This window comes from Saccharopolyspora sp. NPDC049426, assembly GCF_040676935.1.
In the GTDB taxonomy this organism is placed as follows: Bacteria; Actinomycetota; Actinomycetes; order Mycobacteriales; family Pseudonocardiaceae; genus Saccharopolyspora.
In genome coordinates, this window is sequence record NZ_JBFAPZ010000005.1 from 364,112 (window position 1) to 383,487 (window position 19,376).

The 19,376-nt window shown below is 71.3% G+C and carries 20 protein-coding genes; 17 read left to right on the plus strand and 3 right to left on the minus strand.

The window, feature by feature from the left end:
* Window positions 1-105: 105 nt before the first annotated feature.
* A complete protein-coding gene (soxR, locus tag AB0J78_RS13465) occupies window positions 106-567 on the minus strand; it encodes a redox-sensitive transcriptional activator SoxR (RefSeq protein ID WP_363789203.1) in 462 nt (153 codons plus the stop codon).
* 87 nt (window positions 568-654) lie between these two features.
* On the opposite strand from soxR, the gene AB0J78_RS13470 reads away from it, so the two are divergent.
* The 8 genes from AB0J78_RS13470 (at window position 655) to hisI (ending at window position 6,718) form a co-directional block, all read left to right on the plus strand.
* Window positions 655-1,356: a thiamine pyrophosphate-dependent enzyme gene (locus AB0J78_RS13470; protein ID WP_363789204.1), complete on the plus strand. Its 702-nt coding sequence runs from the start codon at window positions 655-657 to the stop codon at window positions 1,354-1,356.
* The gene (locus tag AB0J78_RS13475) at window positions 1,353-2,264 is read left to right on the plus strand and encodes a transketolase C-terminal domain-containing protein (protein WP_363789205.1); all 912 of its coding nucleotides are present in this window, start codon (window positions 1,353-1,355) and stop codon (window positions 2,262-2,264) included. Before AB0J78_RS13470 ends, AB0J78_RS13475 begins: the two co-directional genes overlap by 4 nt.
* A gap of 18 nt (window positions 2,265-2,282) precedes the next feature.
* Complete coding sequence (gene hisH / locus AB0J78_RS13480; protein ID WP_363789206.1) at window positions 2,283-2,912, plus strand: imidazole glycerol phosphate synthase subunit HisH; 630 nt, start codon at window positions 2,283-2,285, stop codon at window positions 2,910-2,912.
* Window positions 2,909-3,109: a hypothetical protein gene (locus AB0J78_RS13485; protein WP_207918954.1), complete on the plus strand. Its 201-nt coding sequence runs from the start codon at window positions 2,909-2,911 to the stop codon at window positions 3,107-3,109. The genes hisH and AB0J78_RS13485 overlap by 4 nt, the downstream gene beginning before the upstream one ends.
* 159 nt (window positions 3,110-3,268) lie before the next feature.
* Window positions 3,269-4,000, plus strand: a complete 732-nt coding sequence (gene priA / locus AB0J78_RS13490) for a bifunctional 1-(5-phosphoribosyl)-5-((5-phosphoribosylamino)methylideneamino)imidazole-4-carboxamide isomerase/phosphoribosylanthranilate isomerase PriA (protein WP_363789207.1) — start codon at window positions 3,269-3,271, stop codon at window positions 3,998-4,000.
* Window positions 4,001-4,107: 107 nt separating this feature from the next.
* A complete protein-coding gene (locus AB0J78_RS13495; RefSeq protein ID WP_363789208.1) occupies window positions 4,108-5,553 on the plus strand; it encodes an alpha/beta fold hydrolase in 1,446 nt (481 codons plus the stop codon).
* 53 nt (window positions 5,554-5,606) lie between these two features.
* Window positions 5,607-6,380 (plus strand): imidazole glycerol phosphate synthase subunit HisF, encoded by a 774-nt coding sequence (hisF, locus tag AB0J78_RS13500; RefSeq protein WP_363789209.1) that lies wholly within the window; start codon window positions 5,607-5,609, stop codon window positions 6,378-6,380.
* The gene (hisI, locus tag AB0J78_RS13505) at window positions 6,377-6,718 is read left to right on the plus strand and encodes a phosphoribosyl-AMP cyclohydrolase (RefSeq protein ID WP_363789210.1); all 342 of its coding nucleotides are present in this window, start codon (window positions 6,377-6,379) and stop codon (window positions 6,716-6,718) included. The genes hisF and hisI overlap by 4 nt, the downstream gene beginning before the upstream one ends.
* Before the next feature lie 22 nt (window positions 6,719-6,740).
* On the opposite strand, the gene AB0J78_RS13510 is transcribed toward hisI, so the two are convergent.
* Window positions 6,741-7,757 carry an Lrp/AsnC ligand binding domain-containing protein gene (locus tag AB0J78_RS13510; RefSeq protein WP_363789211.1) on the minus strand — a complete coding sequence of 339 codons (1,017 nt, stop codon included), beginning with the start codon at window positions 7,755-7,757 and terminating at the stop codon, window positions 6,741-6,743.
* A 100-nt stretch (window positions 7,758-7,857) separates the two neighbouring features.
* Between AB0J78_RS13510 and AB0J78_RS13515 the strand changes: the two genes are divergently transcribed.
* The 3 genes from AB0J78_RS13515 to AB0J78_RS13525 are packed head-to-tail and all read left to right on the plus strand — an operon-like array spanning window position 7,858 to window position 11,766.
* Window positions 7,858-9,066: an amidohydrolase gene (locus AB0J78_RS13515; protein WP_363789212.1), complete on the plus strand. Its 1,209-nt coding sequence runs from the start codon at window positions 7,858-7,860 to the stop codon at window positions 9,064-9,066.
* Window positions 9,063-10,418: an L-serine ammonia-lyase gene (locus tag AB0J78_RS13520; RefSeq protein WP_363789213.1), complete on the plus strand. Its 1,356-nt coding sequence runs from the start codon at window positions 9,063-9,065 to the stop codon at window positions 10,416-10,418. The genes AB0J78_RS13515 and AB0J78_RS13520 overlap by 4 nt, the downstream gene beginning before the upstream one ends.
* Before the next feature lie 37 nt (window positions 10,419-10,455).
* Window positions 10,456-11,766 (plus strand): DUF3100 domain-containing protein, encoded by a 1,311-nt coding sequence (locus AB0J78_RS13525; RefSeq protein WP_363789214.1) that lies wholly within the window; start codon window positions 10,456-10,458, stop codon window positions 11,764-11,766.
* A 195-nt stretch (window positions 11,767-11,961) separates the two neighbouring features.
* Here AB0J78_RS13525 and AB0J78_RS13530 read toward each other — a convergent pair whose 3' ends face one another.
* Entirely contained in the window at window positions 11,962-12,573 is a 612-nt protein-coding gene (locus AB0J78_RS13530; RefSeq protein ID WP_363789215.1) for a TetR family transcriptional regulator, read from the minus strand.
* An 86-nt stretch (window positions 12,574-12,659) separates the two neighbouring features.
* Here AB0J78_RS13530 and AB0J78_RS13535 point away from each other — a divergent pair, with 86 nt between their 5' ends.
* From AB0J78_RS13535 to lgt, 6 genes are all read left to right on the plus strand, one after another.
* Window positions 12,660-14,222 (plus strand): anthranilate synthase component I, encoded by a 1,563-nt coding sequence (locus tag AB0J78_RS13535; RefSeq protein WP_363789216.1) that lies wholly within the window; start codon window positions 12,660-12,662, stop codon window positions 14,220-14,222.
* Complete coding sequence (locus AB0J78_RS13540) at window positions 14,206-14,811, plus strand: Trp biosynthesis-associated membrane protein (RefSeq protein ID WP_363789217.1); 606 nt, start codon at window positions 14,206-14,208, stop codon at window positions 14,809-14,811. Before AB0J78_RS13535 ends, AB0J78_RS13540 begins: the two co-directional genes overlap by 17 nt.
* 266 nt (window positions 14,812-15,077) lie before the next feature.
* Complete coding sequence (gene trpC, locus AB0J78_RS13545; protein ID WP_132675042.1) at window positions 15,078-15,890, plus strand: indole-3-glycerol phosphate synthase TrpC; 813 nt, start codon at window positions 15,078-15,080, stop codon at window positions 15,888-15,890.
* 40 nt (window positions 15,891-15,930) lie between these two features.
* Window positions 15,931-17,187, plus strand: a complete 1,257-nt coding sequence (trpB, locus tag AB0J78_RS13550; protein WP_363789218.1) for a tryptophan synthase subunit beta — start codon at window positions 15,931-15,933, stop codon at window positions 17,185-17,187.
* The gene (gene trpA / locus AB0J78_RS13555; RefSeq protein WP_363789219.1) at window positions 17,187-17,975 is read left to right on the plus strand and encodes a tryptophan synthase subunit alpha; all 789 of its coding nucleotides are present in this window, start codon (window positions 17,187-17,189) and stop codon (window positions 17,973-17,975) included. Before trpB ends, trpA begins: the two co-directional genes overlap by 1 nt.
* Window positions 17,976-18,156: 181 nt before the next feature.
* Window positions 18,157-19,344 (plus strand): prolipoprotein diacylglyceryl transferase, encoded by a 1,188-nt coding sequence (lgt, locus tag AB0J78_RS13560; RefSeq protein ID WP_363789220.1) that lies wholly within the window; start codon window positions 18,157-18,159, stop codon window positions 19,342-19,344.
* Window positions 19,345-19,376: the final 32 nt, after the last annotated feature.

Genomic DNA, 19,376 nt, shown 5'->3' on the forward strand with positions numbered 1-19,376 from the left:
TTCAGTGGAAGTCGGAATCCCGATTTCCACTGAAATCCTGGTGATCGACCGGTGGGGGCGTCGTTGGTGATCCGCTGGTGGGGTGTTGTTCGGTCGGGGACGGGGTCATCCCGAGTGGTCGGTCTTGGGGCGGAGGAGGGGAGCTCCTGGGCCGTTCTCGGCTTGGCGGTCGTCGGGGTTGTTGAGGATGCAGGTGCGCAGCGACAGGCAGCCGCAGCCGATGCAGCCGGTGAGGTTGTCGCGGAGTCGCTGCAGGCCGTCGATGCGGGCGTCGAGCTCGTCGCGCCAACGGCGGGAGAGCCGGGACCAGTCGGTCTTGGTGGGCGCGTGGTCGTCGGGGAGCGTGGCGAGGGCCTCGGAGATCTGCTCCAGGCTGAGTCCGACCCGTTGCGCGGCGCGGATGAACGCCAGCCGGCGCAGCACGGCCCGCTGGTAGCGGCGCTGGTTCCCGGTGGTGCGGGTGGAGCTGATCAGGCCGCGTTCCTCGTAGAAGCGCAGCGCCGTCTGGGCGACTCCGCTGCGGTGCGCGACCTCCCCGATGGTCAGCAGGGCGGGTAGTTTCGTCACGCTGGCCAGATTAGCCGAAAACCTCCAGCTAGGTGGAGCTATTCCGCCCTTGACTTCGACTTTACTCGAAGTCCCATCCTGGTCCGCATGGCGATCAAGACGGACTACCAGTACGCGGACCTGCGTCCGCTGATGACCAGGATGACCGGCGACGAGAAGCACGACTCCGCCGCCACCTCCACCCTCGACGTGCTGTGGGTGCTCTACGACCAGGTCCTCTCGGTCGGCCCGGACCGCGTCGACGACCCGCAGCGAGACCGGTTCCTGCTGTCCAAGGGGCACGGTCCGACGGCCTACTACGCGGTCCTGGCCGCCAAGGGCTTCCTGGACCCGGCAGAGCTCGACCGCTTCGGCGAGTTCGACTCGCGGCTGGGCTTCCACCCCGATCGTGTGCTGGTGCCCGGCGTGGAGATCGGCAGCGGCTCGCTCGGCCACGGCCTCCCACTCGCCCTCGGCATGACGCTGGGGCTGCGCGCGCGGGGGCTCGACCGGTCGCGCGTGGTCGTGCTCGTCGGAGACGCCGAACTGGACGAGGGCAGCAACCACGAGGCCATCCAGGTCGCCGGGCGCTGGGGGCTGGGGCGGCTGACCACCGTGGTGATCGACAACCGCTCGTCCAGCACCGGCTGGCCCGGCGGCATAGCCGACCGCTTCGTGCGCGAGGGCTGGGCGACCCGCGTGGTCGACGGCCGCGACCAAACCGCGCTCCACCAGGCGCTGAGCGCCACCTTCACCGACCGCCCGCTCGCGGTGGTCGCCGAGGTCGAACCCCGAGGAGGGAACCGATGAGCATGCGCGAGCAGTTCGTGCGCACCACCACCGAAGCCATGGACGCCGACCCGAGGGTCGCGCTGGTGCTGGCGGAGATCTCCGCCGACCGCTTCACCGACGCCCTCGACCGGCACAGCGACCGGGTGTTCAACGTCGGCATCCGGGAGCAGGCCATGGTCGGCGTCGCCGGGGGACTTGCCCTGGCGGGGATGCGGCCGGTGCTGCACTCGATCACGCCGTTCGTCGTGGAACGGCCCTTCGAGCAGCTCAAGCTCGACCTCGGCCACCAGGGCGTCGGGGCGATCGCCGTCAGCACCGGAGCCTCCTACGACTACCCGACGGCCGGGCGCACCCACATGGCCCCCGGTGACGTCGCGCTGATCGACACGCTGCCCGGCTGGACCGTGCACGTGCCCGGCCACCCCGACGAGGTCGACGCCCTGCTGAGCCGCGAGTTCGGCCACGACGGCCCCGCCTACCTGCGACTTTCCGATCGCGCCAACGCCGAACCGCTGGTGAACGGGCCCGGCTGGCACCCGGTGCGGCACGGTCGCGACGGCGTGGTGCTGGCCGTGGGCCCGATGCTCACGCCGGTGCTGGCGGCCACCGCCGCGATGGACGTCACCGTCCTCTACACCGCCACCATCCGGCCCTTCGACGCCGACGGCCTGCGTGCAGCCGTCCGCGCCGCGAGCCCGGACGTCGTGCTCGTCGAGCCCTACCTGCGGGGCACCTCCACCCACGAGGTCGCCGAGGCGCTCGCCGACACCCCGCACCGGGTGCTGTCGCTGGGCGTGCGCCGGGACCGGGAGCTGCGCGCCTACGGCACCGCGGACGAGCACGAGGCCGCCCACGGGCTCGGCCCGACCGGCATCGCGGGCGAGGTGGCGCACTTCCTGCACGGGGTCGGGAAGCGGGTCGCGTGAGGCCGGTAGCCTGAACCCGTGGCACGAGTCGTCATCTTGGACTACGGATCAGGCAACCTCCGCTCCGCCGAACGCGCTCTCCAGCGCGCGGGCGCCGACGTCGAGGTGACCGCCGACCATCGTGCCGCCGTCGAGGCGGAGGGCCTGGTGGTCCCGGGCGTCGGCGCGTTCGCGGCCTGCATGGAAGGGCTGCTGGAGGTCGGCGGCGACAAGATCATCGACCAGCGGCTCTCCGGTGGTCGACCGGTGCTGGGCATCTGCGTGGGCATGCAGGTGCTGTTCGGGCAGGGCGTGGAGCACGGCGTTCAGGCCGACGGCTGCGGCCAGTGGCCCGGCACCGTGGAGCGGCTGCACGCCGACGTGCTGCCCCACATGGGCTGGAACACCGTCCAGGCGCCCAGCGACAGCGTGCTGTTCGCCGGCCTGGACGCCGACACCCGCTTCTACTTCGTGCACTCCTTCGCGGTCCGCAAGTGGGAGCTGGAGAGCTCCGACACGATCGCCACCCCCAGGGTGACCTGGGCCGAGCACGGCGAGCCGTTCGTGGCCGCCGTGGAGAACGGAGCCTTGATGGCGACCCAGTTCCACCCGGAGAAGTCCGGCGACGCCGGTGCCCGGCTGCTGCGCAACTGGCTGGAAGCCCTGTGACCCGCCGGCACGGGCTGATGGGCCCGAACACGGTTCGCGTGGTGGCGCTGGTGCTCGCGGTCGGCATGGCCTCGACCGTCGGCGGCCCGTACCTGGTCCAGGCCGGGGTGCCGCTGCTCGTGGTGATCGCGCTGAGCGTCCTGGTGCTCGCGGTCCCGCTGCTGGCCATCGTCCGCAGCGAGCGTTCCCGCCGCTGACCTGCGGAAACGTCGCGTAATTCGAATTTCGCGCGAAATTCGACTCCGAACTTCGGGAGTCGAACTTCGCGCGAAATTCGAAATCCCTCGTCCGTTCGGGGGAGGCGGAGGTGGTGGCCGGGTGCTCGGGCTCGGTGCGGCGTCATTAGGGTTGTGGGCGTGAGCTTCACTCTTCTTCCCGCTGTTGACGTTGCCGATGGGCAGGCCGTCCGCCTCGTGCAGGGCGCCGCCGGTACCGAAACCTCCTACGGTGATCCGCTGGAGGCCGCGCTGACCTGGCAGCGCGCGGGTGCGGAGTGGGTCCACCTGGTCGACCTCGACGCCGCGTTCGGCCGCGGCAGCAACCGCGAGCTGCTGGCCGAGGTCACCGGGAAGCTGGACGTGCAGGTCGAGCTCTCCGGCGGCATCCGCGACGACGCCTCCCTGGAGGCCGCGCTGGCCACCGGGTGCGCGCGGGTCAACCTCGGCACCGCGGCGCTGGAGAACCCGGAGTGGGCCGACCGCGTCGTGGCCGAGTACGGCGACCGCGTGGCCGTCGGGCTGGACGTGCGCATCACCGAGCAGGGCCACCGCCTGGCCGCGCGCGGCTGGACCAAGGACGGCGGCGACCTGTGGGAGGTGCTGGCCCGCCTGGACGCCGCCGGCTGCCGCCGCTACGTCGTCACCGACGTCAGCAAGGACGGCACCCTGCAGGGCCCGAACACCGAGCTGCTGCGCGAGGTCTGCTCCCGCACCGACGCCCCGGTGATCGCCTCCGGCGGTGTCTCCAGCGTCGACGACCTCGTCGCGCTGTCCGAGCTGGCCTCGGTCGGCCTGGAGGGCTCGATCGTCGGCAAGGCCCTCTACGCCCAGAACTTCACCCTCGAAGAGGCGCTGGCGGCCGTTCGCTGAAACCCCGGATCTTCTCCGGGAACCCCCTGATCGACTTCCTCGCGTGAGATCACCACGGTGGTGGTCGTGATCCGAAACGCGGATCCGACCATCACTGGAGGAACTCGATGCGACGAATGCTGGGGGCGTTGCTGGCGGTCGGGGTGATCGCGGGCGTGGCCGCACCGGCCCACGCCGAACCCGCCCTCGACTGGCAGCCCTGCGCGGAGAACGCCGAGGTCGAGTGCTCGACCGTGCGCGCCCCGCTGGACTGGGCGAACCCGCGGGGCGAGCAGATCGACATCGCGGTGGCCCGGCGTCCGGCGACGGATCCGGCCCGCCGCATCGGCACGCTGGTCCACATGCCGGGCGGCCCGGGCGGCACCGGCGTGAGCTCGCTGGTCGCGGGCAACCCCTTCGCCGCCGACCTCGCCGCCCGCTTCGACGTGGTCAGCTACGACCCGCGCGGCTTCGGCGGCAGCCACCAGCTGCGGTGCGATCCGGCGCTGATCGCGGAACGTCCGGACGTCCGCCCGGACGGGCCCGAGCACTTCCAGCGGCTGCTCGACCACAACCGCCGCGCCTCCGGCGACTGCCGGGCGCGCAGCGGCGCGATCGTCGACCACATGGACACCGCGAGCGTCGCCCGCGACATCGACGCGTTCCGCGCGGCACTCGGCGAGCAGCAGCTGAGCCTCTACGGCATCTCGTACGGAACGCTGACCGGCCAGATGTACGCCGAGCAGTTCCCCGAGCGCGTCCGGTCGCTGGTGCTGGACAGCGTCTTCGACCACAGCCAGGACACCGCCGGGTTCCTGGTCACCCAGGCCGAGGCGGCGGAGGACTCGTTCGGCGAGTTCGCGAAGTGGTGCGAGCGGGACGCGGCGTGCGCGCTGCACGGTGAGGACGTCGGCGCGGTCTTCGACGAGCTCTACGCGCGGGCGGACGCCGGGGAGCTGCCGCAACCGGGCGGTTCGGAGCCGATGACGCCGCAGGACCTCACCCGCAGCACGATCAGCGCCTTCTACGGGCCGGACTGGCACGCGCTGGCCGCCGAGCTCGACGCGCTGCGCAACAGCGAGCCGATCGCCACGGCGCGGCAGCAGGAACCGATCCCGAACCCCGCGGCGGCCTTCTGCGGCGACCACCGCATCGAGGCCCGATCCGCCGAGGACTACGCCCGGCTGTGGAAGCGGCAGGAGCAGGCCGCTCCGCACCTGCGCGGCGGCGTGGGCGGCGCGCTGGCCCCGCACTGCCTCGACTGGCGGGCACCGGTGCAGAACCCGCAGCACGTTCCGGAAATCCGCACCGCCGCACCGATCCTCATCCTCAACGCGCTGCACGACCCGGCGACCGGCTACAACTGGGCGACCACTGTGGACTCCCACGTCGAGCGGGCCACCTTGCTCACCTACGACGGTTGGGGCCACGGCGTCTACGACCGCAACGAGTGCACGCTCGACGCCGCGCACGCCTACCTGATCGACGGCGTGATGCCGCCCGAGGGCGCTCACTGCCCAGCGGTCCAGCCCGAACCGGTGCAGACCGCTGTGCGACCCGTCGCACCTTGGTGACCGGCGTCCCCACCCCGGCCTCGTCCGGGGTGGGGACGTCTACCCTGGTGCGCATGGGCGTAGCTGTGCGTGTGATCCCGTGCCTGGACGTTGACCAGGGACGGGTCGTCAAGGGAGTCAACTTCACCGATCTCCGCGATGCCGGTGACCCGGTCGAGCTGGCGAACGCCTACGACGCCGAGCACGCCGACGAGCTGACCTTCCTCGACGTCACCGCGTCCTCCTCGGACCGCGAGACGACCTTCGACATGGTCCGGCGCACAGCCGAGCAGGTGTTCATCCCGCTGACCGTCGGTGGCGGCGTGCGCAGCACCGAGGACATCAACCGGCTGCTGCGCGCCGGGGCCGACAAGGTCAGCCTGAACACCGCGGCGATCGCGCGGCCCGAGCTGCTCAACGAGTCCTCGAAGCGGTTCGGCGCGCAGTGCGTCGTGCTGTCGGTCGACGCCCGCCGGGTTCCCGAGGGCGGGCAGCCCACGCCGTCGGGCTTCGAGGTCACCACGCACGGCGGACGCCGCGGCACCGGCATCTGCGCCGTCGAGTGGGCCGCGAAGGGCGAGCAGCTGGGCGTCGGCGAGATCCTGCTGAACTCGATGGACGCCGACGGCACCAAGGCCGGTTTCGACCTGGAGATGATCCGCGCGGTGCGCGAGGTCGTCGACGTGCCGCTGATCGCCAGCGGCGGTGCCGGCGCGGTCGAGCACTTCGCTCCCGCCGTGCACGCCGGGGCGGACGCGGTGCTGGCAGCCAGCGTCTTCCACTTCGGACAACTGCGCATCGGCGAGGTCAAGGACGCGATGCGGGCGGAAGGGATCACGGTCCGATGAGCGAGCTCGACCCGAAGATCGCCGACCGGCTCAAGCGCAACGCCGACGGGCTCGTCGCCGCCATCGCGCAGCAGCGCGGCACCGGCGAGGTGCTGATGATGGCGTGGATGGACGACGAGGCCCTGCACCGCACCCTCACCACACGCCGCGCCACCTACTTCTCCCGCAGCCGCGGCACCTACTGGGTCAAGGGCGAGACGTCCGGGCACACCCAGCGCGTCCACGAGGTCCGCCTCGACTGCGACGGCGACACCCTGCTGCTGGTCGTCGAGCAGCAGGGCGCGGCCTGTCACACCGGCGACCACACCTGCTTCGACGCCGACGTCCTGCTCTCCTAGTGGCTGCGGTCACTGCGCCGGTTCACGGGCAGTGGCGCGTGTCCAGGGAAACTGAGCCCGTGGCGCAGCCGCGTTCGTCCAGGAGGCGGCCCACCAGCTTGACCGGGCGCACGGCGATGCTGCGGTCGATGACGTCGAGGTGGGGGAGGCCTCGGGTCATCTGGGTCTCGAGCTCCTGCACGTCGACCAGGGAGCGCAGCCAGACGGAGATGATGAGGTTGTAGGGCCCGGCCGTGGACGTCACGGAGCGTACCTCGGGGATCCGGGCCAGGGCGCGCCCCGTTTCGTCGAGGTGTGCGGTGGCGACCTTCGCGAAGAACCAGGCGTAGACCGGCCACCCGGTCAACGTGCGGGCGAGCTCGCAACGCAAGCGGAGCTGCTGGCTCGCGATCAGCCGCGCGAGTCGTCGGCGGACCGTGCTGGCGCTGGTCGAAGCGGCTTCGGCCAGCTCGCTGATCGCCGCCCGCCCGTTGGCGGCGAGGGTGACGGCGATGGCCCAGTCCTCCTCGCTGGGCCGACCGGCCGGCTGTTCCCCGGAGTCATCGGCTTCGCGCGCCATCGTCGCCAGCTGCTCCTGGTCGAGGGCGCGCAGCCGCCAGCGGCTGCCCTCGGTGTAGGTCTTGATGACCAGGTGGCTGCGCACGTGCCGCAGGTGCCGCACCCGGCTCATGCGTTCGAGCAGGTAGCTCGACAGCACCTGCGGGTTCGGCGCGCACACCGTGACCAGCACGTCCCGTCCGCCCGCGGTGACGTCCACCGTCATGGCCTGGGGATCCTCGGCGAGCTCCTCGGCCACCGGCACGCCGCGTCCCGGTTCGCACTCGATCTCGACGAAGGCGTTCGCCTGGTTGGGCGTGATCGGCGGGTACGCCGAGATCCACGCCTGCCCGTTGCGCTCCAAGCGCTCCCACCTGCGCGCGGCCGTGACGGGATCGATCCCCACCACTCGGCCGACCAAGGACCACGAGGCGCGCGGCCGGATCTGCAAGGCGTTGACCAGAGCGAGGTCGACTTCGTCAACGGTGGCTGAATCCTGCATCTGATCTCGAATTCCGGTGTGTTCCTGCACTTGTCGGGGGAGAAGGGTCTCATCGCTGACCCTGCGTGTCCAGGTTGGAAAGTGGACCGGAGGAGCGGTAGTGACTGATCAGGGCCGAGGGTGCGCGCAGCGGGTGCGCGCCGAGCAGCAGGCGTGGCGGGACCGCCTCATCGAGCTCAGCCACAGCTTGCACGACGAGCCCGAGCTGGCCTTCGCCGAACACCGCTCGGTGGAGAAGATCACCGCGGTTCTCCGCGAGGCGGGCTTCGACCTGGAACCCGGACCGGCCGACGTGCCGACGGCGTTCTCGGCGGTGCGCGGATCCGGGGAGCTGGCGGTGGGCATCTGCGCCGAGTACGACGCGCTGCCCGACATCGGGCACGCGTGCGGCCACAACGTGATCGCCGCCGCGGCGGTGGGTGCCGCGATCGGGCTGGCGGCGGTCGCCGACGAGCTCGGCATCCGCGTCAAGCTGATCGGCACGCCCGCCGAGGAGCACGGCGGCGGCAAGGTGCTGCTGCTCGAACGGGGCGTGTTCGACAACGTCGCGGTGGCGATGATGGTGCACCCCTCGCAGCAGGACCTCCACCCGGCGGAGTTCTCCAGCCAGGCGGTGAGCAGGTTCGCCGTGACCTACACCGGACGCGCCTCGCACGCCGCCGCGGCCCCGCACCTCGGCGTCAACGCCGGCGACGCCGCCGTGGTGGCCCAGGTCGCGATCGGCCTGCTGCGCCAGCAGGTTCCGGACGAGTGCCGGATCGGGCTGTTCGTGCGCGAAGGCGGCACCGCCACCAACATCATCCCCGAGACCTCCGTGGTGGACTGCGAAGTGCGCTCCACCGACATCGAATCGCTGTCGGGGCTCAAGGAACGCGTGCTGTCGTGCTTCCGGGCCGGTGCCGAGGCGACCGGCGCGTCGATGGAGGCGGCGCCGACCGAACCGGACTACGCCGAGCTGTGGCAGGAACCGGCGATGTCGGACCTCTTCGCGGGCCACATCAAGTCCCTCGGCAGGGAACTGCAGGTCAACCGCACGATGCGCGGTGGATCGACCGACATGGGCAACGTGTCCCAGGTCGTTCCCAGCATCCACCCGTGCATCGCGATCGTCGGGTCGCAGAACCCGCCGCACACCCGGGGTTTCGCCGAGGACGCCGGCACACCGGCCGCGGACGACGCCGTCGTGGACGGGGCCGCCGCGATGGCGCTCACCGCCGTGGACGTGGCCTCGGACGCCGTGCTGCGGGAGAAGTTCCTCGGCGAGCTCGCCGCCCGCACCGGCTCGGCAGCGGAGGGCGGCAGGCCGTGAGCATCAGCGCGTTCGACCTGTTCAGCGTCGGGATCGGCCCATCGAGCTCGCACACCAACGGCCCGATGATCGCGGCCCGCCGATTCGTCGTCGAGCTCGACGAGACCGGTCTGCTGGCCGGTGTCCGGTCGGTGCGGGTGGAGCTGTTCGGCTCGCTCGGCGCGACCGGACGCGGCCACGGTTCGGACAAGGCGGTCCTGCTGGGGTTGCTCGGCGAGCAACCCGGCTCGGTCGACCCCGACGTCGTGGACGGGCAGGTCCGGCGCATCCACGACAGCGGGCGGATCGAGCTGCTCGGTGCCCGCGGGATCGACTTCGACCCCGGCAGCGACCTGGTCCTGCACCGGGACCGGAGCCTGCCCGGGCACCCCAACGGGCTGGTCTTCACCGCCTGGACCGAGGACGGCGTCACCGAGCGGACCTTCTACTCGATCGGCGGCGGGTTCGTGGTGGCCGACGGCGAATCACCCGCCCAGGACGCAGAAGTCCTGCCGCACCCGTTCGCCACCGCCGACGAGCTCATCGGGTGGTGCCACCGGACGGGGTCCTCGATCAGCGACGTGGTGCTGGCCAACGAGACCGCGCGCCGCCCGGAATCCGAGGTGCGGCAAGGGCTCCTGGAGATCTGGGCGGCGATGCGCGACTGCGTGCGGCGCGGTTGCGAGCGCGACGGCGAGCTTCCGGGCGCGCTGCGGGTGCCGCGCCGGGCGGCCCGCTTGCGGACCCGGCTCGACCAGGGCGACGGCTCCGCCGACCCGCTGGGCGTGCAGGACTGGGTGAGCTTGTACGCGCTGGCGGTCAACGAGGAGAACGCCGCAGGCGGTCGCGTCGTGACCGCGCCCACCAACGGTGCCGCCGGCATCATCCCGGCCGTCCTGCGCTACTACGCGCGGTTCGTGCCCGGCGCCGACGAGGACGGCGTGATCCGGTTCCTGCTGACCGCCGCGGCGGTCGGCTCGCTGTGCAAGCAGGCGGCCTCGATCTCCGGTGCCGAGGTCGGTTGCCAGGGCGAGGTCGGCTCCGCCTGCTCGATGGCGGCGGCGGGACTGGCCGAGGTGCTGGGCGGAACGCCCGAGCAGGTCGAGAACGCCGCCGAGATCGGCATGGAGCACCACCTCGGCCTCACCTGCGACCCGGTCGGCGGCCTCGTGCAGATCCCGTGCATCGAGCGCAACGCCGTGGCCGCCAACACCGCGATCACGGCCGCGCGCATCGCGCTCAACGGCGAGGGCACGCACGTCGTGTCGCTGGACACCGTGCTGAAGACGATGCGCGAGACCGGCGCCGACATGAGCCACCGCTACAAGGAGACGGCGCTGGGCGGACTCGCCCTCAACGTCGTCGCCTGCTGAACCCAACCCCCTTCCAGAACGTCCAGGGAGGACAAAGATGTCCGACAACACCAGCGCGGTGCGCGAGCGGCCCGTCCGCGCCCGCGGAATCAGACCGGGTCTGCTCGTGCTGACCCTGCTCGCGCTCGTGCTGACCGCCGCCGCCGAGCTGATCGGCAGCCACAAGGTCAAGATCGGCCCGGGCGCGATCACCTTGTTCCCCATCATCTGGGGTCTGCTGCTCGGCGCGGCGGTGAGCATCCAGCGGATCCGGCCGGTCCCGGTCCGGCTGCAGCGCGCCGCCACGCACATCGTCGAGGTGGGCGTGCTGCTGCTGGGCGTGCGGTTGTGCTTCGTGGTGGGCCACGAGCTGCCGGTGCTCAAGGAGGCGAGCGCCGCGCTGCTGTTCCAGGAGATCGGCCACCTCTTCGGCACGATCGCCCTGTCGCTGCCGCTGGCGGTGATGCTCAAGATGGGTCGTTCGGCGGTCGGGGCGTGCTTCTCCATCGACCGCGAGGCGTCCTTCGCGATGGTCTCGGAGCGGTTCGGTCCGGATTCCGAGGAGTACCGCGGCGTTCTCGGCATGTACATCTTCGGCAGCGTCGTCGGCGCGCTCTACGTCACCCTGCTGGCCAGCGTGCTGGCGGGAACCGGCTGGCTCAGCCCGCTGGCACTGGCGATGGGCACCGGTGTGGGCTCGGGTTCGGTCATGGCGGCCTCGTCGGCCGCGATCGCCGCGCAGTTCCCCGAGATGGCCGACCAGATCGTCGCCCTGGCGGCGGTGAGCAACCTGGTGACCACGCTCCTCGGCGTCTACGTCGGGATGTTCGTGGCGCTGCCGCTGGCCGACCGCTTCTACCGGCTGCTGACCAGGAGGACGGGCCCGGTCCCGGCCGCCGAGGCGCCGGACCTGCAGGCGGCGCCCGAACCGGAGGACGCGGAGACCTCCCGGGTGCGCCCGTTCGCCGCCATCGGCATCGCGCTGGCGGGGATGCTCGTGGCCAACGTGGTCTACTCGGGCGGGTTCGACCCGCGCGCGCTGCTCGGCTTCGCGCTCGTCAGCGCCGTGGTGCTGCTCGGGCTGGCGATCAAGCGGGTCATCAAGATCCCCGCGGTGGTGGGCAGTTCCGTGCTGGCGATCCTGGCCACCTCGCCGATCTCGCCGGTCGCCGACGTGGTGCTGTCCCTGGTGGACCCGGTGGAGTTCCTGGCCATGACCACGCCGATCCTGGTCTTCGCCGGGCTCAGCATCGGCAAGGACCTGCCCGCGCTCAAGAGGATGGGCTGGAAGATCGTGCCCGTCGGGATGGTGTCCTTCGCCGCGAGCTTCCTGGTCTCCGCGCTCATCGCCCAGGTCTTCCTGGGCTGAGGCCTGCCGGCAACGCACACCTCCGGCGAGCCCGCCCGCGATGGTCGGGCTCGCCGGGCGGTGGTGCACGATCTCGAGCGCCTGCTCGGGCGCGCTCGACGTCTTCCGGGACCTCCTGGTAGTGGATCCACTTCAGCCCGTGACAGGCGATCTCGTGGTCCCGCTTGCGGGTGGACCGGGACACCACCTGCGGCTTCAGGTGGTGGTCGTTTCCAGGTCTCCGGTGAGGTAGCGCTGGAGGTTGGGGCCGATGGTGGCCGCGACGGTGTCGGCGTCGGCCGAGGCCAGGGGCTCGATGCGGACCACGTAGCGGACCATCCCCAGGCCGACGAGCTGGGAGCCGCACAGCGCCACCCGCAGCTCCGGGTTGTCGACGTCCAGCACCTTGACCAGGCGGTTGAACAGCACGTTCTGCACGAACTCGCGGAGCATGGTGACGGCCTGCTCGTTGCCCGCGACGCTGCGGATCAGGGCCGCGAACTGCCCGCCGCCGACGCTGTCCCACACGGTGACGAAACGGTGGATGATGCGCTCGCCGATCTGCTCGCGGGGTCCGTCGAGCACCTGCCGGGCGATCTCGGCTGGGTTGACCGGGATCTGCACCGCAGCGGTGAACAACCCCTCCTTGCCGCCGAACCAGTGCTTGACCATGGCCGGGTCGACGCCGGCGTTGCCGGCGATGGTGCGCACGGTGGCCGCGTCGTAACCCTGCTCGGCGAACACCTCGCGCGCGGCGGTCAGCAGCGCCGCCTTCGTGTCGGCGCCGTTGGGCCTGCGTCCTCGCCGCTTCGGTTCGGTCGTGCTCACCCACCCATCCTGGCGGCACCGGCACCGGCGAGGCAAAAGCAGAGGTCCCGCACCGGGCCCGACGGGTGCGCGGCACAATGACACCCATGGTCGGCGATGGTGAGATCGGCAGTATCAGCCCAGGACGCGAGGAGTTCCGAACCCTGGCGGCGGAACGCAGGGTGATTCCGGTGGTGCGGCGGTTGCTCGCGGACGACGAGACCCCGCTCGGGGTCTACCGCAAGCTCGCCGGGAACCGCCCCGGCACTTTCCTGTTCGAGTCCGCCGAGAACGGTCGATCCTGGTCGCGATGGTCGTTCATCGGAGCCAGCAGCGCCGCCGCCCTGACCGTCCGCGACGGTGAGGCGCACTGGACCGGCACCCCGCCGGTCGGCCTGCCCGGCAGCGGTGACCCGCTGCGGGCGCTGCGCGAGACCGTCCGCCTGCTGCACACCGATCCGCTTCCCGGCCTGCCGCCGCTGACCGGCGGCATGGTCGGCTACATGGGCTACGACGCCGTGCGCAGGCTGGAGCGGTTGCCCGAGCTGACCGAGGACGACCTGCAGATCCCCGAGATGGTGATGCTGCTGGCCACCGACCTGGCGGCGCTGGACCACCACGAGGGCACGATCACGCTGATCGCCAACGCGGTGAACTGGGACGACACCCCGGAGCGGGTGGACGCCGCCTACGACGACGCGGTCCGCAGGCTCGACGAGATGACCGAGCGGCTGCAGACCCCGGCGGCTCCCACGGTCGCGACGTTCTCCCGCCCCAAGCCGGACTTCCAGCGCAAGCGCCGGCCCGAGGAGCACCACGCGGCGGTGGAGAAGGCCAAGGAGGCCATCCGCGCGGGCGAGGCGTTCCAGGTGGTGGTCTCGCAGCGCTTCGAGATGGACACCCAGGCCGACGCGCTGGACATCTACCGGGTGCTGCGCACCACCAACCCGAGCCCGTACATGTACCTGCTGCGGCTGGACGACCCGAACGGCGGCACGCCCTTCGACATCGTCGGATCCAGCCCGGAATCCCTGGTCACCGTGCACGACGGGCAGGCCACCACGCACCCGATCGCCGGTACCCGCTGGCGCGGCGCCGACGAGGACGAGGACGCGCTGCTGGAGAAGGACCTGCTCAGCGACGAGAAGGAGCGCGCCGAGCACCTGATGCTGGTCGACTTGGGCCGCAACGACCTGGGACGGGTCTGCAAGCCGGGTTCGGTGCGGGTGGTCGACTTCTTCCGCATCGAGCGCTACAGCCACGTCATGCACATCGTCTCCACGGTCACCGGTCAGCTGGCCGACGACAAGACGGCGTTCGACGCGATCACCGCCTGCTTCCCGGCCGGGACGCTGTCGGGAGCGCCGAAGCCGCGCGCGCTGGAGCTGATCGAGGAGTTGGAGCCGACCCGGCGCGCCCAGTACGGCGGTGTGGTCGGCTACCTGGACTTCGCCGGGGACGCCGACACCGCGATCGCGATCCGCACCGCCCTGGTCCGCGACGGCCGCGCCTACGTGCAGGCCGGTGGCGGCATCGTCGCCGACTCGGACCCGGTCGCCGAGGACCAGGAGTGCCTGAACAAGGCCCGCGCAGTGCTCAACGCGGTGGCCACGGCCGAGACGCTGTCGGCGCCGAGCGACCGGGAGGCGGCCGTTGACCAGCGCGTCTGAGCCCCGGCCGCCCTCGAAGGGGCTGCTGTGGTCGGTGTTGCTGCTGGTGCTCGCGGGTGCCGGTGCGCTGTGGGGAGCCTCGGGCCTGACTTGGCTGAGCCAGCGCTTCCGCACGCCGATGGGCACCGAGACGACCAGCGGCATGTCCGGCGCGGTGCTCCGCCCGGAACTGGGCCCGATGGCGTTGGCGGCGCTGGCCGCCGTCGCCGCGGTGCTGGCCACCGGCGGGCTGCTGCGCCGCCTGGTCGGCGTGCTGATCGCGCTGGCCGGTGCGCTGCTGGCCTGGCGGGCCTTCGGGCACTTCAGCGCCGGCTGGTTCACCTACGCCAACGGCGATGTCCCGCCGGGCAGCACGCCGATCGGTGAGCTCTCCAGCTCGCCGATCGGGCCGCTGCTCATGGCACTGGGTGCGTTGCTGCTGGTGATCGCGGGTGTGCTGGTGATCGTGCGCGCGGGCCGGATGCCGGCGATGGGCGCGCGCTACTCGGCGCCGGGAGCCGCCAAGGAGCAGAAATCCCAGGATCCGGACAGGCGGCTGTGGAACGAACTGGACGCCGGTCGCGATCCCACGGACGAAGACGATCGCTGAAAGATCTCCAGGGTTGCCAAAACTGCTGTTCGACGTCGTCCGGAGCCGCTGCGCGCTCCTCGCGACAGGGCCAAAGGTCCTTGTTGCGCTGGGACTCCCTGCCCACCCCTTGGTAAGTGGGCGGGTCGGTGAGGTTTAGCATCGGCCATGCGACGGCACGGCGGGAAGGGGAGTGTCGTGATCGAGCGCAATGAGTTCAACCGCGCATTCAGCAGGGTCTGGGCATTGCGGGTGAGTGTTCGGGGCACAGCCGGCGAGGTGTTCGCGTGACCGTTCTGGAAGACATCATCGAAGGCGTCCGCGAGGATCTCGCGGTGCGCGAATCGGCGATTCCGTTCGACGAGATCAAGCAGCTGTCCGCAGCGGCGACGCCGCCGCACGACGTGCTGGCCGCGCTCAAATCGCAGGGCGTGGGCGTCATCGCGGAGGTCAAGCGGCGCAGCCCGTCCAAGGGCGAGCTGGCCGAGATCGCCGAACCGGCCGATCTCGCCGCCGACTACGCCGATGCGGGTGCCCGCGTGATCAGCGTGCTCACCGAGCAGCGCCGCTTCGGCGGTTCGCTGGCCGACCTGGACGCGGTGCGCAAGCGGGTCCCGGCCACGCCGGTCCTGCGCAAGGACTTCGTGGTCAGCCCGTACCAGGTGCACGAGGCCCGCGCGCACGGAGCGGACATGGTGCTGCTCATCGTGGCCGCCCTGGAGCAGAACGTGCTGGAGGCGCTGCTCGACCGGGTGGAGTCGCTGGGCATGGCCGCGCTGGTGGAGGTGCACACCGCCGAGGAGTCCGACCGCGCGTTGGAGGCCGGGGCGAAAATCATTGGCATCAACGCGCGCAACCTGCATACCCTCGAAGTCGACCGCGACGTGTTCGGCCGGATCGCTCCGGGACTGCCGCAGGACATCCTCAAGGTCGCCGAGTCCGGTGTTCGCGGCCCCAGCGACCTGATGGCCTACGCGGGGTCGGGCGCCGACGCCGTTCTGGTCGGCGAGGGCCTGGTGACCAGCGACAACCCGAAATCGGCGGTCAACCAGCTGGTGACGGCCGGGTCGCACCCGGCATGCCCGCGTCCGAGCCGCTGAGGCTCGACGGCGCGGCGTGCGAAGCACAGGAGGTAAGGCAATGACCGTCGGGGCTGACGCCGCGCGCGCCCACCGCCAGGGCACACCCGTGCCCGAGGGGCACGATCCGGACGGGCGCGGGCACTTCGGCGAGTACGGCGGCCGGTTCATGCCGGAGGCGCTGATCGCGGCTCAGGACGAGCTCGCCGCCGAGTACGCCAAGGCCCAGCAGGACCCGGAGTTCCTCGCCGAGCTCGACGACCTGCTGCGCAACTACGCCGGTCGCCCCTCGCTGCTGACCGAGGCCAAGCGCTTCTCCGAGCACGCGGGCGGCGCCCGCGTCCTGCTCAAGCGCGAGGACCTCAACCACACCGGCTCGCACAAGATCAACAACGTGCTGGGGCAGGCGCTGCTGGTCAAGCGGATGGGCAAGCGCCGCGTCATCGCCGAGACCGGTGCCGGTCAGCACGGCGTGGCCACCGCGACCGCCTGCGCGCTGCTGGGCCTGGAGTGCGTGGTCTACATGGGCAAGGTCGACACCGAGCGCCAGGCCCTCAACGTGGCCCGGATGCGGCTGCTGGGCGCCGAGGTCATCCCGGTGGCCAACGGCTCGGCGACGCTCAAGGACGCCATCAACGAGGCGCTGCGCGACTGGGTCGCCAACGTCGACCACACCCACTACTTGCTGGGCACCGCCGCCGGGGCGCACCCGTTCCCGATGATGGTGCGCAACTTCCACCGCGTCATCGGTGACGAGGCCCGCGAGCAGACGCTGCAGATGGCCGGCCGGCTGCCCGACGCGGTCGTGGCCTGCGTCGGCGGTGGATCGAACGCGATCGGCATCTTCCACGGCTTCATCGACGACGCCGACGTGCGGCTGATCGGCTACGAGCCCGCCGGTCACGGCATCGAGTCCGGCGAGCACGGCGTGACCCTCGGCGAGGGCACCCCGGGCACACTGCACGGCGCCCGCTCCTACCTGCTGCAGGACGAGGACGGGCAGGTCATCGAGGCCTACTCGATCTCCGCCGGGCTGGACTACCCGGGCGTCGGGCCGGAGCACTCCTACCTCAAGGACACCGGTCGGGCGGAGTACCGCTCGGTGACCGACGACGAGGCGATGCAGGCGTTCCAGCTGCTGTCGCGCACCGAGGGCATCATCCCGGCGATCGAGTCCGCGCACGCCCTGGCCGGGGCGATCAAGCTCGGCCAGGAGCTGGGGCCGGACGGCCTGATCGTGGTCAGCCTCTCGGGCCGGGGTGACAAGGACATGGACACTGCGGCGAAGTACTTCGGGCTCGTCGACGAGGAGGCGTGATGAGCCTGCGTGAGGTTTTCCAGGGATGCCGCAACGAGTCCCGGGCGGCCTTGATCGGGTACCTGCCCGCCGGTTACCCGACCGTCGAGGACAGCGAGGAGCTGTTCAAGGCGATGCTGCCCGGGGACGGTCCCGGGTGCGACATCGTCGAGGTCGGGTTGCCGTTCTCCGACCCGGTGATGGACGGGCCGACCATCCAGGCCGCCAGCGAGACCTCGCTGCGCGCCGGTTTCCGGGTCCGGCAGGTGTTCGACATCGTCTCCACCATCGCCGAGGCCGGTGGCAACGCGGTGGTGATGACCTACTGGAACCCCGTGCACCACTACGGCGTGGACGCCTTCGCCCGCGACCTCAAGGCGGCGGGCGGGCTCGGCGTGATCACCCCTGACCTCATCCCCGACGAGGGAGAGGACTGGATCGCCGCCACCGACGAGCACGGGCTGGACCGGATCTTCCTGGTCGCGCCGTCCTCCACCGAGGAGCGGCTCGCGCTGACCGCCAAGGCCAGCAGCGGCTTCGTCTACGCCACGTCCGTGATGGGCGTGACCGGTGCCCGCGACTCCGTCGGCTCGGCCGCGTCCGGCCTGGTGGAGCGCACCCGCGCGCACACCGACCTGCCGATCGGCGTCGGTCTGGGCGTTCGCTCCCGCGAGCAGGCGGCCGAGGTGGCGCGCTTCGCCGACGGCGTGATCGTCGGCTCGGCGTTCGTGACCAGCGCGGAGAAGGACGGCGTCGAAGGCGTCCGCGCCTTGACCGCGGACCTCGCCGCGGGCGTGCGCGGAGCCTGAGCGGTCGTTCCGGCGGCGGTGGGGCTCAGCTCGCGCCGCCGCCGCCCGCACCGACGGGCGACGTGATCCACGGGAGCAGTCCCGAAACGTTCTTCGCCAACGGGTCACGGGTTCGTTGTCCTGCCGTGATGCTGCACGGGGGGTGCTCACCTGTGGTGGGGCGCCCGATACCGTAAGCGTCGTGAATGCCACGGTTGCCGCTTCGGCTAGTCCGCTCCTGGCCAACATTCCGAGCCCTCCGCAGGGGGTTTGGTACATCGGACCGATCCCGCTGCGCGCGTACGCGCTGTGCATCATCGCCGGCATCGTGCTCGCGGTGTGGATCAGCAGCCGTCGCTGGATCGCGCGCGGCGGTCGCGAGGGCACGGTCGTCGACGTCGCCGTGTGGGCGGTGCCGTTCGGCCTCATCGGCGGGCGGCTCTACCACGTGGCCACCGACTGGTACAAGTACTTCGGCCCGGACCGGAACCCCCTGGACGCGTTGAAGGTCTGGGAGGGCGGTCTCGGCATCTGGGGCGCGGTCGCGCTCGGTGCCGTGGGTGCCTGGATCGGCTGCCGCCAGCGAGGTGTGCCGCTGCCCGCCTTCGCCGACACCGTCGCGCCCGGTCTGGTGCTCGCGCAGGCCGTCGGCCGGCTGGGCAACTGGTTCAACCAGGAGCTCTACGGCGGTCCGACGAATGTGCCGTGGGGCCTGGAGATCTACCGGCGCATCGACCCGGACACCGGGCTCGCCGACCCGATCGCGGGCGTGGCGGTCGACCCGACGCCGATCACCGTGGTGCACCCGACGTTCCTGTACGAGCTGCTGTGGAACGTCGGCGTCTTCCTGCTGGTGCTGTGGGCTGATCGCAAGTTCCGGATGGGCCACGGCCGCGTGTTCGCGCTCTACGTCGCCGGTTACACGGCGGGTCGCGTGTGGATCGAGATGATGCGCAGCGACGAGGCCACCCACATCCTGGGCATCCGCATCAACGTCTTCACCTCGCTGGTGGTCTTCCTCGGCGCGGTCATCTACCTCCTCGTCGTCCGGGGCAAGCGCGAAGACCCCGCTCTGCTGGCCGGCAAGCCCTACCCGGATGACATCCCGTCCACCACGGCACCCGGCAAGTCGAGCGGAACCCCCGAAGGCTCCGACACCGACGAGCCCGAGGACAGGACCGAGGACCCCGACGCGGAATCCCCGGACCACGACGATCCCAAGCCGAAGCGCTCCAACGACGACGAGGACAAGTCCGAGAACTCCGACGTCGAGGTCGAGTCGAAGGGCTCCGACGAGGAGTCCGCGGAACCGGACAACGCCTCGGAGCAGGACGACGACAAGGCCACGAAGTCCGAGGTGGACGCCAAGGACGCCAAGACCCAGTCCTGACGCCCCGCGCAGAACGACCGAGCCGAGGCCGC